Source organism: Amycolatopsis cihanbeyliensis, assembly GCF_006715045.1.
Lineage (GTDB): Bacteria > Actinomycetota > Actinomycetes > Mycobacteriales > Pseudonocardiaceae > Amycolatopsis > Amycolatopsis cihanbeyliensis.
This window is the reverse complement of the sequence record NZ_VFML01000001.1, coordinates 3,938,205-3,952,417: the sequence shown is the minus strand read 5'-3', so window position 1 is coordinate 3,952,417 and position 14,213 is coordinate 3,938,205. Positions and strand designations below refer to the sequence as shown.

The window sequence follows — 14,213 nt, the reverse complement described above, 5'->3', positions numbered from 1 at the left end:
GCCGCGCTCGGCACGGTCGGCAGCAGGCAGCGACGGGAGAACGGTGACCGAGGCAGCAGCGACCACCCAGCGCGCGGCGCGCGCTCGCCGGTGGTGCTCGCGTGTGCTGCTCGGCCTCGCCGGCGCCGTCGCGGGCACGGCCGTGGCCTGGGCGCTGTCCACCTCCGCCGCCACGGCCGAGACCGGGCAGGACGAGGACACCGGCACCGCCGCGGAGTCCCAGGTGACCCGGGCCGACCTGAACCCGGTCGCCGACGCGACCGTCGCCGGCCTGCGGGACGTCACCACCGGCGCGGCCGAGCTGGCCGGGGAGGGCACCGGCGCGCTGGCGCACGGCTGGCACGAGGTCGCCTGCGACTCCGGGGCCGTCGCCCCCGGCTGCGCGGCCCCCGGCGACACCGGCGGCCCGGTCACCGACGCCGCCTCCTACCGGCCGCGCGAGGCCCGGCACATCGAGGACCAGGTTTCCGGCCAGGTCAGCAGCGCGGTGACCGAGCTCGCCGAGCGTGCCGTGCTCCGACCGGTCCATCGGGTCGCCGGCTCCGTCGAGCACGTGGTGCGCCAGCCGGAGGACGCCGGGCAGGTGCTCGAGCGGACCGTCACCCCGCCGCGGGACGTGCGCGAGGTCGGCTCCGCGGTGCTCGGGTTGCTCGACCCGCAGCGGCCGAACGACCTGATCCAGCTTCCGGACCTGCCCACCCTGCCCGGCACGGGTGACGAGCGGTCCACACCGGAAACCGAGACTCCGGTGACCGGCCCCGAGCGCGGGCCCGGTGCGGTCACCGTGGAAGTCCCCCCGACGTCCCAGCACCCGCTGGGCGATGCCGTGGCCGGTAAGGCACGGCACCTGCTCGCCGGTTCCGCCGCCGAGGTGCGGCAGGCCGGTGACTCCCGGAACGGCTCCGGCCCGGTGCAGCCACTGCGGCTGCCCGCGGCCCCGGTGACCGCTCCCTCCGTCCCGGGCGGTACGTCCGGTGGCGGTCATCTCGACGGTCAGCTGCTCGGCGTTCCCGCCGGCCAGCTCACCGCGCTGGACACCGCCGTGCTCGGCGATGTGTCCCCCGGCACGCAGAACGTGTCGCGTCAGCTGGGCGCTCAGCCCGGCGTCACGCCTGACTGATCACCTTCCCCGGGCCGACCGGGCGCATCCCCCTGCCGCCGCGTTCGCGGACGGGCAGGCGCGTCCCGACCCGGATCTCACCCCCTCGCGGTGCGCGGATCAGCGCGCCCGCGACCGCAAGCCGGGTGCGCCGTCGCGCCCCGCGACGGAGAACACCCCGAAAACCCGCAAGGGAAACCAAAGAAAAGGAGAATCTGCACATGCAGACGTGGGCAAAGCGTGGCCTACAAACCGCGCTGGTCACGGGTGGACTGCTGATGCTGGGTACCGGCATCGCGTCCGCTGAGGAGAGCGCCGCCAACCCGGACTCCCCGGTCGGGCCGCTGGACCTGGGCGTCGACGTCCCGGTCCAGATCGACGAGAACAAGATCGGCACCCCGCTGGGCGAGATCGGCGTGCCCGGCTTCGAGGGCGAGCTGAGCACCGACCCGGTCACCAAGCCGCTCGGCGCCGCCACCCAGTCGGCCGCCGCGGCGACCCAGACCGTCAAGGCCAGCGAGCCGGCCAGTCAGGCACGGGCCAAGCAGAACGGCACCTCGGGCGGCGGCTTCACCCAGACCGAGGACGCGTTCAAGGGCAACAAGGTCGACGGGGACCTCACCGTCCCGATCCAGATCTGCGGGAACGCCGTCGGTGTCGGCGGCGACGCCCAGGTGGACGGCGCGAACTGCGACCAGTCCGTCAGCAGCCACGAGGACACCACCACCGACGGCACGCACTCCGGGCTGGCCGGGAACGTGGTCGCGCTGGACTGGGCCGCCCCCATCCAGCTGGCTGGCAACGGCGTCGGCCTCGCGGGCGGCAGCGGAGCCGTCACCGGGACCACCGCCTCGCAGGATGTCACCGAGACCGGCAACATCAGCACCAACGGCACCGGGTCCGGCCTTTCCGGCAACGTGGTGTCCGGGCAGCTGGCCACCCCGGTGCAGGTGACCGGGAACGCCGCGTCCTGGATCCTGGCCAACGCCTACAGCGAGGCCGAGGCGGAGACCGAGGCCGAAGCGGGCGGCTGGGTCAAGACCAACGGTGACGGCGCAGGCGGCTCCGGAAACGTGGGTGCCGTGCCGATCGCGCTGCCGCTGCGGTTCAACGGTAACGCCGCGGCCGTGCACGGCTCGGATGCCGACTCGGTGGCCAGCTCCGAGGCCGATGCCGAGGCCGGCACCGCGACCACGCCGGGCATCAACGACATCGAGAGCTTCGTGCAGACCGGTGGCGGGGTCTCCACCCTGTCCGGCAACATCATCCAGCCGCAGCTCGCGGGCACCGGCAACATCGCAGGGGTCGCCGGCACCTGGGTCGGCAACGCCACCACCGGCAACGCCCTCGGCGAGGGCGAGGCGGGCACCTCCACCAGCGAGGTTGCCGCGGGCGGCTTCTCCAGCACCGCGGGGCAGAAGTCCGCGGGCTCGGCGAACATCGTGGATGCTCCGATCGGCCTGCCGGTCGAGGCCTGCGGCATCGGCGGCACCTACATCGGGAACGCGCACGCCGCGCACGACTGCAGCAACGACACCCAGACCGGCGGTGGCACCTACACCAACGGGGACGAGTCCTTCCTCGGCGGCAACGGCGCCCACGCCCCGCTGGCGGTCGCGCCGGAGCTGTTCGGCATCGCAGGCTCGCACATCGGCAACGCATCGGCCTCCTCGCACGAGGAGAAGAACGTCGAGGTCGGCGGCTACAACGGCACCTCGGGCAACGACTCCTCGGGTGGCGGGAACCTGGTCGAGACCCCGGTCGCGGCCCCGGTGGAGATCTTCGGCATCGGTGGCACCTACATCGGCCAGGCCGTTGCCGGTGAGGACGGCGGCGTCACCGAGAAGAAGCGGATCAAGGCCGGCGACGACAGCAGCACCGTGGACGACGGCGCGTTCGGCGCCGCCAACCTGGTCTCCGTGCCGCTGGCCGTGCCGGCGCAGGTGTTCGGTGTCGGCGGCTCGCACATCGGCACGGGCATCGGTGAGGCCACCAACGACACCATCACCGAGGCCGGTGGCGACCTGAGCGCCAGCGGCAAGGAAGGTGGCGCCTCCGGGAACATCGCCACCGCACCGGTGGCGCTGCCGCTGCAGGCGCACGGCGTCGGCGGCTCGTTCATCGGCATCGGGAAGGGCTCCGCGGACAACCTGACCGACGCGATCGCGGGTGGCAGCACCCTGACCGACGGGCAGGACGGCGCGGTCTCCGGGAACATCATCGAGGCACCGTTCGCCGGTGCCGGGGTGCTGTACAGCACCGGCGCCGGGCTGGTCGCGCTGGTCTCCGGCGAGGGCGTGAACGACGTGGTGGCCGAGGCCGGCGGCGACGCGACCACCAACGGTGACGGCGGCGGGCTCGCCGGCAACGTGGTCGCCGCGCAGGGCCTGCCGATCGCGCAGGTCTTCGGCGACGCCGTCGCCGCGGCGGCCAAGGCCACCGGCGAGGGCGTGAACGCCACCGATGTCACCTCGGGTGGCGACATCACCACCTCCGGCGTCGAGGGCGGCTTCTCCGGCAACATCTTCGATGTTCCCGCGGCCGCCGTGGCCCAGGTGTTCGGCAACGCGATCGCCGCGGGCGGCGTGGCCGACGCGGTGGGGCACAACGTCACCACCGGCCAGGTCGGCGGCACCACCACCACGAGCCCGACCTCGCTCGGCTCGCTCGCCGGTGTCGACCTGCAGGCCCCGCTCGGCGCGGTCGTGCAGATCTGGGACGTGCCGCTCGCGTTGCTGGGGTCGGCCACGACCGAGGCCAGCAACCTGACCGACATCACGGTGGACAGCCAGGAGCCGCAGATCAACCTGCCGATCAGCGGGTCCGAGCTGCCGGCCACCGGGCTGCCCACGCTGCCCGTCGGCGGCGCGGCCGCCGCGCGCAGCGACGCCGGCCTCCCGGCCACCGGCCTGCCCGAGCTGCCGGGCCTGTCGGCCGGCGGCGAGCTGGTGAGCCTGCCCGGCCTGCCGGGTGCGCAGCAGGAGCGTTCCTCGCTGCCGAAGCTGAACGTGCTGCCGGTGCAGACACTGCCCGCGAACCTGATGCCGCAGGCGGACCTGCAGGGGGTTCCCTCGATGAGCGGTGCTGACCTGACCCCGCAGGCCGACCTGCCCGCGATGGCGCAGCTGGACTCGCTGCGCACCATCCTCGGCGGCTGAGCGTGCGGTAGTTCGGGTAGTTCCTGAACAGCGAGTTCCGGGCCGGGCCCTGATGCGAGCCACGCATCAGGGCCCGGCCCTTCTCGTGTGCTACTTGCGGGAGACACCGTCCGGTCCGCGGCGGGAACAGGTGCGGCGCCCTGGCTGCCAGGCTCGGGGGATGGCAGCCTCAGCGACTCGCCCGGCCGGTGCTCGCCAGGGGATCCTCCGGCTCCTGGTCGGCTACGCGGCGATCCTCGGCACCGTGCCCTACTTGGTGCTGAAGATCAGCTGGGTGACCGGGGGCACGCTCGGCCTGACCGACCCCGAGCTGGTCGACACCCCGACGATGTACGCGGCGAACCTGTTCACCGGTGGGATGGACGCGGTGGCGATCCTGCTCGCGCTGGCCTGGACACACTCCTGGGGTCTGCGGGTGCCCGCGCCGCCGCTGCTGTTCCCGATCTGGGTCGGCACCGGCTTCCTCGCCCCGATCGCCATCGCGGGCCCGTTCATCGGAACCGAGTTCGTGCTCGGCGCGCCGACCATGGACGGGCTGGCCGGCTGGGTCACGCCGCTGGTATACGGCAGCTTCGCCTGGCAGGGCTGCACCCTGCTCACCGCGTTCGTGCTGTACGCGCGGGTGCGGTGGGCGTGGCTGTTCACCGCCCGCGCCGTGGGCGGACCACTCACCGCGCCCGGCGTCGTCGGCGTCGCGGCCGGCCTGGTCACCGGCTGCCTGCACCTGGCATGGGCGCTCGGCCTGCCGACCGGGGAACCCGGCGGCCGGGGCCTCGCGGCGCACGCGCTGGACGCCGTGCAGGGGCTGCTGACCTTCGGCGCGGTCGGGGCGATACTGCTGCTGGCCGCCGGTGGTCACCGGGTCCGCCTGCCGATGGTGCTCGCCTGGACCGGCTCGGCCGTCATGTTTGCCTGGGGTTTCTGGGGTGTGGCAGGTACCGGGGCGCTGACCGGTGGGTTGCCCGAGCTCGCCGACCTCGCACTGCCGCTGCTGGTGTACGCCGCGCAGTGCCTCGCCGGCGCGCTGCTCGGTTTCGCGCTGGTGCGCAGGCTGGCGCTCCTGCCGGAACCGGCGGCCGCGCCCTAGCATGGGGTATGCCCGCAGGCGGGTTCCCGCTCGGGAATGTGTTGCTGTACCTGGCCGCCGTGGCCGCCCCGGTGGCCGGGTTCTGGCTGCTGCCGAAGCTGGCCCGGCTCCTCGGCCGGGCGGGGCGCCGCGGGCGGCGCCCCACCGAGCCGGACCTGCCGCCGATCGAACGGCTTGCCGCCGACCTGCGCCGGGTGCACAGGTCGTTGCGGACACTGCACTCGGGAGCCCCGGCCCTCCGGCGCCGCGCCACCAGCCAGGCCTACGACGCGCTGCTGGTCCAGGCCTGCCGCGCGGTGGAGGTGCCGCACCGGCTGGACGGCGAGCTGGACGGTGTCGAGCGCGAGGCCGAGCGGCTGCGGGTGGAGGAGGAGCTGCGCCGCGCCGGCCTGGCGATCCCCTGAAGTCCGCTCAGGAGCCCTGCCAGTCCAGCGGGTCGAGCTGGGCCAAGTCCTCGTCCTGGTTCGTGAAGCCCGCCAGGCTGTCCCGCCCGGTGTTGTGGAAGGCCAGGATCTCCCCGTCCCGGATGATCTTCGTCTGGATCGCCCGCCAGTTCCCCGCGCGCGGCCCGGACGGTACTTCCAGTGCGGAGACGGTGTGTACCAGCAGGACGTCCCCGGCGAGCCCGCGGCTGTTCAGCTCGTGGATCTCCAGCCTGCTTCCCCGGTAGATCGTGTCGAAGATCTTCTGGTGTTCCCTGCCGATCACCTCCCTGCCGTGCTGCACCCGCCCCACCACGTCGACAAAGTCCGCGTCCTCCGCGAAGTTCGCGGCCCAGGCGGCGCCGTCACCCGCGTTCCAGGCCCGGGCCAGCTCGGCGATGATCCGCGCGACGGTCATGGTCACCCCACCTTGTTAGAATAGTGTTCTTGTTATTGGAACAACGTTCTAATCGGAGTCTACATGCCCGCGGACCTGCCCGGCGTCGTTCGGTTGCGCGACCGGCGCGAGGCGCTGACCCTGCGCACGATCCTCATCGCGGCCCGCGGGCTGTTCGCCGAGCGCGGCTACGCCCGTACCCCGATCCGGCTCATCGCCACGGAAGCCGGGGTCGCGCCGCAGACCATCTACGCGCATTTCGGGTCCAAAGCGGGTGTCCTCGCCGGCCTCGTCGATCTGCTGGACGAGGAGGCGGGCCTGCCGGACCTGATGGCCGAGGCGGAGGGGATGACCGACCCGGCGCGACTGCTCGGACTGCTGGCGCGGGCCTGCCGCCAGGTCCGCGAGCGCTGCGGCGACATCGTCCGGATCCTCGGCTCGGGTGCCGCGGTCGACCCGGACATCGCGGTCACCCAGGCGGAGGGACAGCGGCGTAACCGGCTCGGCGTCGAGCTGGTCGTCCAGCGCATCCGGGACGCGGGGCACCGGGTGCACCCCGGGGCGGTCGATATCGCGGTGGCCCTGATGAGCGCGGGCGTGCACGACAGCCTGGTGCTGGACGCCGGCTGGTCCCCCGAGGACTATCAGGCGTGGCTGGAGGAAACCCTGGTCACGGCCGTGCTGACCGGGTAGGGCCGTTGGCGCGGTCCAGCACGCGGCCGAGGAAGCCGCGCAGGTAACCCGCGACGACGTCCAGGTGGCTCTCCAGCAGGAAGTGGCCGCCGTTGATCAGGTGTACCTCCGTGTCCCTGGCGTCGCGGGCGAAGGCTCGCGCGCCGGCCGGGCCGAAGATTTCGTCGTTGCGGCCCCACACGGCGAGCACCGGGACGTCGCTGGTGCGCAGGAACTCGTGCAGCAGCGGGTAGAGCGGGCGGTTGTTCTGGTAGTCGCGGAACAGCGCCAGCTGGATCTCGTCGTTGCCTTCGCGGGAGACGAGGGCGAAGTCGTGCTCCCAGGTGTCCGGGCTGACCAGGCTCGGGTCGGGCACGCCGTGCAGGTACTGCCAGCGGATGGCGTCGAGGCTCAGCGCGGCGCGGACGGCGGGTTCGGTGTCGGGTCCGGGGTTCGCCCCGTAGGCCCAGACGTCGGTCCAGAACGACTCGACGAAACCGTCTTCGTAGCCGTTGCCGTTCTGGGTGACGAGGGCGGAGATCCGTTCGGGGTGCTTGAGCGCGAGGCGCCAGCCGATGGGAGCGCCGTAGTCCTGGACGTAGAGGGCGTAGCGGTCCAGGCCCAGCTGGTCGAGTAGTCCGGAGGTGAGTTCGGCGAGGGCGTCGAAGGTGTAGGTGAACTCCCCTACGCGGGGGGCGGCGGAGTGGCCGAAGCCGAGGTGGTCCGGCGCGATGACGTGGTAGTCCCCTGCCAGCAGCGGGATGAGTTCGCGGAACATGAACGAGCTGGTGGGGTAGCCGTGCAGCAGCACGATCGTGGGGGCGTCGGCGGGGCCGGCTGCGCGGTAGAAGATCTCATGGCCCTCGACGGTGGCGGTCCGGTGGCGCACCGAGTTCATTTATAACCCCTTCGAACGGTTGATACGGTTAGTTCCTCGTCATACAAGCACGGGATGGGATAACCTGTCAAAGGATTCGATCTGGTTATAAGGAGAGCGGCACCCGATGGACGCGCTGCTGGACCTGCTCAACAGCAGGCCACTGGTCAACGGCGAGGAACAGGACGTGCTCGGCGACCCGGCCGGAGGCAGACGCTGGGCGCGGGAGCACGGCGGCGAAGGCAGCCTCGCGGAGCTGGCGTTGCTGCGCGAGGCGCGGGACATCCTGCGGGACGTGGTGCGGGGAGAAAGCTCGCCCGCCGCGTTGAGCCCGTTGCTCGAAGGGGTCCATCAGGTTCCGGAGCTCACGTCGGATGGCCTTCAGTGGACAGTCAAGACTCCCCCGCACGCCCGGTTGGCCGTCGAGATGGTCCTCGCCTGGGCTGCCACCGAGAAGCAACTACCCGGCCGGCTACGCCCCTGCGCCAACGACGAGTGCCGGCTGTTCCTGCTCGACCGTAGCCGCGCCAACCGCGCCCGCTGGTGCTCGATGGCCGTCTGCGGTAACCGCGAGAAAGCACGTCGCCACTACAGGCGCACCCGCTGACCGGTACTACCGGCGGGCGAGCCTCGCGCGGGCCTCGTCGGTGAGCGGGGTGAAGAAGTTGACCAGGTTGCCGTCGGGGTCGCGGAACAGCAGGGAGCGGTTTCCCCACGGCATCGTGTTCGGCTTCTGCACGATCTCGGGGGCGACAGCCAGGCTCGCCAGCCGTTCGTACTCCCGGTCGACGTCCTCGACGAGGAACTCGAGGATCGCGGTCCGGTTCGACTCGGGTACGGCCGCCCCGGCGCTGAACAGCGCCATCGTCTCGGCACTGCCGATAGCCAACGTGCACGAGGGGCCCACGAGCTCGGCGAACTGCTCGGCGGGCCGCCGAGCATCGAGACCGGTTACCTGCTCGTAGAACTCGACAAGGCGGGCGACGTCGTTGGTGATGACGCGGACGGAGACAAGCTGCACGGTGGATCCTTTCTGCGCTGGAGGGCGGTTCCGACCCGTCCTCCGGGGGACACCGGACACGCTAGAGGCAATAGTGGACAGGATCCGCCCGGTATTGGAGGATCCTGTGCGTGACTCGGCCGATCGCCCGTGTGCTGGCCTTGCTGGAGATCCTCCAGCGCGGAGGCACCCGGACCGTTGCCGAGTTGGCCGGGCGGCTGGACGTGGACGAGCGCACCGTCCGCCGCTATGTCGACCACCTCCTCGACCTGGACATCCCGGTCCGCTCGGTGCGCGGTCGGCACGGCGGGTACCGCCTGTCCCCTGGCTACCGGATGCCTCCGCTGATGCTCACCGAGGAGGAGGCACTCGCTGCCCTGCTCGGTCTGATCGCGGGGCGGCGCGCCGGGTTGATCAGCACCTCGGTCGCGGCCGCCGAGAGCGCGGTCGCGAAAGTCCGGCGAGTGCTCCCCGAAGCTCTTGGCCGCCGGCTCGACGCGCTGCTGGAGATCGCCGACTTCACCGCGCCCGCACGATCGGCACTCACGGCGGAGGCCGAGGTCCTGCTCACTGTCGCGGAGGCGGCGCGGGATCGTCGCCCGGTCGATCTCGGCTACGTCGCCGGCCACGGCGGTGCCAGCGAACGCGTCGTCCATCCGTACGGGATCGTGGCCCACTCCGGGCGTTGGTACCTGACCGGCTTCGACTGCGCCAGCGGGCAGGTGCGCACGTTCCGCGTCGACCGGATCACGACCGTCGAGATGCGCGTCGGAACGTTCGACATACCAGGCGGATTCGACCCCGCCCAGCGGGTGCTGACCGCGCTCGCCGAGGCGCCGTACCAGCACGAGGTATCCGTGCGGATTCGATCGACGCCCGAGCAGATCCGCTCCGTCTTCCCGCCGTCCGTCGCCCGGCTGGAGGAGATCGACCCCGGCACTTCCTGGGTACGGGCCCGGATAAGGGCACAGCGGCTCGGATGGATACCACCCCTGCTCGCCGCGCTCGATCGGCCCTTCGTCGTCGAACACCCCGACGCCCTCCGTGACCTGGTGCGAGCACTGGCCAGCAGGCTCGCCGGCCACGCCGACGCGCGGTAGGGCGACTGATCACGCGCCGGGTATTCGACGTTGTAGAGTCTCGCCGCCGATGACATGTCGATCTTCGTTGACCTGGGATTTCTCGGTTGTCTCACGGCCGTGTCACCCGCGGCCGGTCTCGGATCCGTGTCATTTCCTCGCCTGAATGTCTGGTCCAGCGGGCCGGTGCTCCAACCTGGATCGATCAGGCGGTGTGGTACTCGCTGGGTCGATGACCAGCCCTGGCAACGCTCGGTGGTGTTCTCCGTCCACTGGGTGAGCCGGACTCAGAAGATCACCGCTCCGTCCGCGTGAGCTGCGTCGTTCGGCCCACCCGGGCCAGGTGCATCACGCCGTACATTGTCCGGTTGGGTATCTCGTCGGCGAACTCGGTGTCGGTGAGGTACAGCGGACGGAATGGCTTTCCCGTGAGGCGAGAATCCGTTGCCGTGTGGCGGAGTTCCGCTGGCACCCGGCCGATCAGCGACCGCTCGTCAGTTCCGGGCACGGGCGGCCAGGCGCCAGGCGTCCTCGACGTCGAAGTCGTGGACGATGTCGTCGATGATCCACCGCTGGGCTTTCAGTACGTCGTTGGGGCTCTCATGTGTCTTGCGCTCCTTTCGAGCAGAGATAGCGGATTGGGCGGATGAGGGCGCGATAGAACGGCCGGACCAGCCGTCCGGCGATGCGGGCGTGGCGTTCCTCGTGCCAGACGCGTGCCCGCGGATGCCCTTCGATCAGTCGGTCGATGATGCCGGCACCGAGACGGTGTACCGGCAGCGTCGAGCACACTTCGATGAGGCAAAGGTGCTTGGTGCTCATGTAGCCGTACTGCGTCGGGCAGATCAGCCGTATCGGCGCACCGTGGTCGCCGGCGAGAGGTCGTCCGTTCAACTGGTCAGCCAGTAGGACATCGTCGGCGAGCGCGTCTCGCAACTCGACCACGGATGCGACTTCGTCAAGGCCTTCGAACGCAAGGTGAGTGACCGTGGTGTCCGGCTCCAGCGCGGGTTCGACGAACAGGCGATAGAAGTCGGCGAAGCGCACGCCTTCCCAACGCAGGTCGGTCGCGGTCCAGCCGGCTACGCAGTGGAAGTCGGCGACGATTTCACGCCGGGGCAGTTGGGACAGTTCCGCCAGCCGCACCTCCGGGCGTCGGCGCACCGCACCGCTTAGGGCGATAACCGGGTCCGCGGGCACGGGAGGGGGCGGCCGGTGCAGGTGTGTCCCGAAGCGCGGGAATCCGTCGACGCGGCGTTGTCCGGGCGGAAGTGTCTTCATCTTGGGCTCCAAACCGACCGACGGTCGTTCACCGACTGACGGTCAGTCTGTATGGTGGGCCGGTGAGTGTCAAGCGGCTGCGGGAACGGCAAGCGGAGGCCACGCGTGAGTTGCTGGTCGGGATCGCGCGGGAGCGGTTCGCCGAGCAGGGCTACGCGGCGACCGCGATCGACGACATCGTGCGGCGCGCCGGTATCGCGAAGGGCGCGCTCTATCACCACTTCAGCGGCAAGGACGCGCTGTTCGAGGCGGTCTATGACGTGGTGCTGGACGAAGCCGCCGAAGCCGTGATGGCCGCGGCGCTGGCCGAACACGATCCGTGGGCCGCGGTGCGGGCGGGTTTGTCCGCGTTCCTCGACGCCTGCTTGCAGCCGACATTTCGGCAGATCGTGATCATCGACAGCGTGACGGTGCAAGCCGCGAACTCCTGGGAAGGCGGTCTCGAAGGCGTCGAGCTACCTATGCTGCGTACCGTGCTGACCCCGCTGGTGGACAGCGCCGCCTTGCCAGGTGTCGCGCTCGACCCATTGGCACACGTCGCGCTTGGAGGCCTCTACGGCTCCGCGCTGTACATCGCCCGAGCCGCCGATCCACAGGCCGCCCGCTCCGAGGCCGACGCCGTACTCGACATCGTCCTTCGCGGCGTTCGAGCCGCCGCTACCGGGTAATCGGCGAATCTCATCGCAATGCCGTATACGACATCCACACGACACTGTTCGTGAGATTACGACATCGACCGTGAAACCTACAGACGTCCTGCCTAGCTCTGGGCGAGGTCGGCGAACCGGCTGTAGTGCAGCTGGTGTGCCACCACCACGGTGGATGTCGGACCGGCGCGGTGCTTGGCGAGGATGAGGTCCGCCTCACCGGCCCGCGGGTCGTCCCGTTCCGAGGCGTCCGGCCGGTTGACCAGCAGCACGATGTCCGCGTCCTGCTCGAGGGAACCGGACTCGCGCAGGTCGGACAGCATCGGCCGCTTGTCCGTGCGCTGCTCGGGGCCACGGTTGAGCTGGCTGATCGCCACCACCGGTACCTCGATCTCCTTGGCGAGCAGCTTGAGCTGCCGGGAGAACTCGGAGACCTCCTGCTGCCGCGACTCGACCCGCTTGCCCGAGGTCATCAGCTGCATGTAGTCCACGACCACCAGCTTCAGGTCGTTGCGCTGCTTGAGCCTGCGCGCCTTCGCCCTGATCTCCATCATGGTCATGTTCGGCGAGTCGTCGATGAACAGCGGCGCCTCGCTGATCTCGCTCATCCGCCGGGCCAGCCGGGTCCAGTCGTCATCGGACATCCGGCCGCCGCGCATGTCCTGCAGCCGGATCCGGGCCTCCGCCGAGAGCATGCGCATCACGATCTCGGTGCGGCTCATCTCCAGCGAGAAGATCACGCTGGTCATCCCGTGCCGGATCGAGCACGACCTGGCGAAGTCCAGCCCCAGCGTGGAGTTGTGCGTCGGGATCATGGACCGGCCGGCAAGGTAGAGGTGATCGGCCGCGTCCACCTGCACGCAGCGCACCGGAACGCTGGGCACCTCGCGCACGGCCACGATCCGCCGGGCGGTTTCCGTGCCGGCCCGCCCGCCGAGCAGGTGCTTGTGCCGCAGGTGTTGGTGCTCGGTGCCGAACACCCGGTCCGCGGTGTCGAAGCACAGCACCTCGGCGGCAGGCGAGCAGCCGTAGCCGAGGCCGACGATCAGGTCACGGACGTCCTCGGCCAGGCGGGTTCCGGGGAGCGCGAGGCGGATCTCGCCAGAGTCGCCGACGCTGCCCGCGGTGTCCAGCAGCCCGGCCAGCAGGGCGCGCCGCTGCCCGGCGGAGGCGCGCAGGTAACGCGCGGGAATGCACTCGCGGCCGGTGTGCTCGAGCGCCGCGCCGGCCGGAAGTTCCGCCACGAACCGGGAGTCGGCCGACGGCCACACGGTCAGCCCGGCCTCGGTCTCCAGGCGCGCGGCGACCTCCGGGTCGGCAGGGTGGAACCGGGTGCCGCTCGCCCGCGTGTCGGCGAGCCAGGAGCCGAGGGCGTAGGGGTGCGGGTCCAGCTCCCGTTCCGGCAGCCGTAGCTGCGTGGTGTTCCGCACGGCGCAGCCGGAGCGGCCGGCGAGCTGCCGGGTGGTACGGACCGCGTGGTCCGCCGTGCGCCACTGGTGCTCGGCGTCCGCGACCAGCACGCTGCCGTCGGCGAACTCCACCTCGTAGCACGGCCGCTGCCGCATGACCTCGGTGGTGGCGACGACCGTGGTCGGCCGCCCGTCCGAGCCGAGCAGCCGCTCCCCCTGCCGCACCTCGCCCATGGTGGTCCAGCCCCGCGGCGTGGGCAGCGGGGTGTCCAGCGCCAGCGCCTTCCCGATCCCTGGCCGGGCGGCGATGATGATCATCTGGCCGGCGTGCAGGCCGTTGGTCACCTCGTCCAGGTCCAGGAAGCCGGTCGGGATCCCCTGCGCCGAGCCGCCCCGGGACGCGATCGCGTCGATCTCGTCCATGGTCGGCTGCAGCAGTTCCTCCAGCGCGACGTAGTCCTCGCTGGTGCGCCGCTCGGTGACCTCGTAGATGGCGGCCTGCGCGCGGTCGACCACCTCGTTCACGTCGCTGCCCTCGGCGGAGCTGGCGCCGTAGCCGTACTGCACGATCCGCGTGCCGGCCTCGACCAGCCTGCGCAGCACCGCCTTCTCGGCCACGATCTCCGCGTAGTAGCCGGCGTTGGCCGCGGTCGGCACGGTGGCGATCAGGGTGTGCAGGTATGGCGCCCCGCCGACCCTACCGAGTTCGCCGCGCCGTTCCAGCTCGGCGGAGATGGTGATCGGGTCGGCCGGCTCGCCCCGGCCGTACAGGTCCAGCACGCAGTCGTACACGGCTTGGTGCGCGGGCCGGTAGAAGTCGCCGGGTCGCAGTACCTCGACCACATCGGCGATGGCGTCCTTGGACAGCAGCATGCCGCCGAGCACGGACTGCTCCGCGGCGAGGTCCTGCGGCGGCTGGCGATCGAACTCGCCTTGCCGAGACTCGCCGTTCTCGGGGGTCGCGAACGCGGGACCGCGGTCGTCGGTGATCGCCACCGGCGGATGCACCTCCTCAGCCTGTCGTTGACCCGGTGTTCGTGGTGAACCGGATGGGGTCGGCCGAGCGCGTTGCTCGGCTCACCGCC

The 14,213-nt window shown here is 71.2% G+C and carries 13 protein-coding genes; 8 read left to right on the top strand and 5 right to left on the bottom strand.

Annotated features, from left to right (window positions below; all coding sequences use genetic code 11):
• Window positions 1-43: 43 nt before the first annotated feature.
• The 4 genes from FB471_RS17845 (at window position 44) to FB471_RS17830 (ending at window position 5,748) form a co-directional block, all read left to right on the top strand.
• A complete protein-coding gene (locus FB471_RS17845) occupies window positions 44-1,120 on the top strand; it encodes a hypothetical protein (protein WP_141999589.1) in 1,077 nt (358 codons plus the stop codon).
• Window positions 1,121-1,320: 200 nt separating this feature from the next.
• Window positions 1,321-4,257 carry a beta strand repeat-containing protein gene (locus FB471_RS17840; RefSeq protein ID WP_246076456.1) on the top strand — a complete coding sequence of 979 codons (2,937 nt, stop codon included), beginning with the start codon at window positions 1,321-1,323 and terminating at the stop codon, window positions 4,255-4,257.
• Between the two features lie 160 nt (window positions 4,258-4,417).
• Window positions 4,418-5,344, top strand: coding sequence for a hypothetical protein (locus tag FB471_RS17835; protein ID WP_141999588.1), 927 nt, complete (start codon window positions 4,418-4,420; stop codon window positions 5,342-5,344).
• A gap of 8 nt (window positions 5,345-5,352) precedes the next feature.
• The gene (locus tag FB471_RS17830; RefSeq protein WP_141999587.1) at window positions 5,353-5,748 is read left to right on the top strand and encodes a hypothetical protein; all 396 of its coding nucleotides are present in this window, start codon (window positions 5,353-5,355) and stop codon (window positions 5,746-5,748) included.
• Between the two features lie 7 nt (window positions 5,749-5,755).
• On the opposite strand, the gene FB471_RS17825 is transcribed toward FB471_RS17830, so the two are convergent.
• Complete coding sequence (locus FB471_RS17825; RefSeq protein ID WP_141999586.1) at window positions 5,756-6,184, bottom strand: SgcJ/EcaC family oxidoreductase; 429 nt, start codon at window positions 6,182-6,184, stop codon at window positions 5,756-5,758.
• 63 nt (window positions 6,185-6,247) lie between these two features.
• Here FB471_RS17825 and FB471_RS17820 point away from each other — a divergent pair, with 63 nt between their 5' ends.
• Window positions 6,248-6,856 (top strand): TetR/AcrR family transcriptional regulator, encoded by a 609-nt coding sequence (locus FB471_RS17820; RefSeq protein WP_141999585.1) that lies wholly within the window; start codon window positions 6,248-6,250, stop codon window positions 6,854-6,856.
• Here the strand turns inward: FB471_RS17820 and FB471_RS17815 are convergent.
• A complete protein-coding gene (locus FB471_RS17815) occupies window positions 6,834-7,733 on the bottom strand; it encodes an alpha/beta fold hydrolase (RefSeq protein WP_141999584.1) in 900 nt (299 codons plus the stop codon). The genes FB471_RS17820 and FB471_RS17815 overlap by 23 nt on opposite strands.
• A 106-nt stretch (window positions 7,734-7,839) precedes the next feature.
• Here FB471_RS17815 and FB471_RS17810 point away from each other — a divergent pair, with 106 nt between their 5' ends.
• Window positions 7,840-8,319 carry a CGNR zinc finger domain-containing protein gene (locus FB471_RS17810; protein WP_141999583.1) on the top strand — a complete coding sequence of 160 codons (480 nt, stop codon included), beginning with the start codon at window positions 7,840-7,842 and terminating at the stop codon, window positions 8,317-8,319.
• A 6-nt stretch (window positions 8,320-8,325) separates the two neighbouring features.
• On the opposite strand, the gene FB471_RS17805 is transcribed toward FB471_RS17810, so the two are convergent.
• A complete protein-coding gene (locus tag FB471_RS17805; protein WP_141999582.1) occupies window positions 8,326-8,733 on the bottom strand; it encodes a VOC family protein in 408 nt (135 codons plus the stop codon).
• A 110-nt stretch (window positions 8,734-8,843) separates the two neighbouring features.
• Between FB471_RS17805 and FB471_RS17800 the strand changes: the two genes are divergently transcribed.
• Complete coding sequence (locus tag FB471_RS17800) at window positions 8,844-9,812, top strand: helix-turn-helix transcriptional regulator (RefSeq protein ID WP_211358056.1); 969 nt, start codon at window positions 8,844-8,846, stop codon at window positions 9,810-9,812.
• A 579-nt stretch (window positions 9,813-10,391) separates the two neighbouring features.
• Here the strand turns inward: FB471_RS17800 and FB471_RS17795 are convergent.
• Window positions 10,392-11,072 (bottom strand): molybdopterin-dependent oxidoreductase, encoded by a 681-nt coding sequence (locus FB471_RS17795; RefSeq protein ID WP_141999581.1) that lies wholly within the window; start codon window positions 11,070-11,072, stop codon window positions 10,392-10,394.
• Window positions 11,073-11,134: 62 nt separating this feature from the next.
• Between FB471_RS17795 and FB471_RS17790 the strand changes: the two genes are divergently transcribed.
• The gene (locus FB471_RS17790) at window positions 11,135-11,740 is read left to right on the top strand and encodes a TetR/AcrR family transcriptional regulator (RefSeq protein ID WP_170220844.1); all 606 of its coding nucleotides are present in this window, start codon (window positions 11,135-11,137) and stop codon (window positions 11,738-11,740) included.
• A 92-nt stretch (window positions 11,741-11,832) separates the two neighbouring features.
• Here FB471_RS17790 and dnaB read toward each other — a convergent pair whose 3' ends face one another.
• Window positions 11,833-14,124 carry a replicative DNA helicase gene (gene dnaB / locus FB471_RS17785; protein WP_141999579.1) on the bottom strand — a complete coding sequence of 764 codons (2,292 nt, stop codon included), beginning with the start codon at window positions 14,122-14,124 and terminating at the stop codon, window positions 11,833-11,835.
• Window positions 14,125-14,213 lie beyond the last annotated feature (89 nt).

Excerpts from the sequence above, each read along its gene's own strand:
- FB471_RS17840 (WP_246076456.1), top strand. The coding sequence starts at position 1,321 with ATGCAGACGTGGGCAAAGCGTGGCCTACAAACCGCGCTGGTCACGGGT.
- FB471_RS17835 (WP_141999588.1), top strand. The coding sequence starts at position 4,418 with ATGGCAGCCTCAGCGACTCGCCCGGCCGGTGCTCGCCAGGGGATCCTC.
- FB471_RS17830 (WP_141999587.1), top strand. The coding sequence starts at position 5,353 with ATGCCCGCAGGCGGGTTCCCGCTCGGGAATGTGTTGCTGTACCTGGCC.
- FB471_RS17825 (WP_141999586.1), bottom strand. The coding sequence starts at position 6,184 with ATGACCGTCGCGCGGATCATCGCCGAGCTGGCCCGGGCCTGGAACGCG.
- FB471_RS17820 (WP_141999585.1), top strand. The coding sequence starts at position 6,248 with ATGCCCGCGGACCTGCCCGGCGTCGTTCGGTTGCGCGACCGGCGCGAG.
- FB471_RS17815 (WP_141999584.1), bottom strand. The coding sequence starts at position 7,733 with ATGAACTCGGTGCGCCACCGGACCGCCACCGTCGAGGGCCATGAGATC.
- FB471_RS17810 (WP_141999583.1), top strand. The coding sequence starts at position 7,840 with ATGGACGCGCTGCTGGACCTGCTCAACAGCAGGCCACTGGTCAACGGC.
- FB471_RS17795 (WP_141999581.1), bottom strand. The coding sequence starts at position 11,072 with ATGAAGACACTTCCGCCCGGACAACGCCGCGTCGACGGATTCCCGCGC.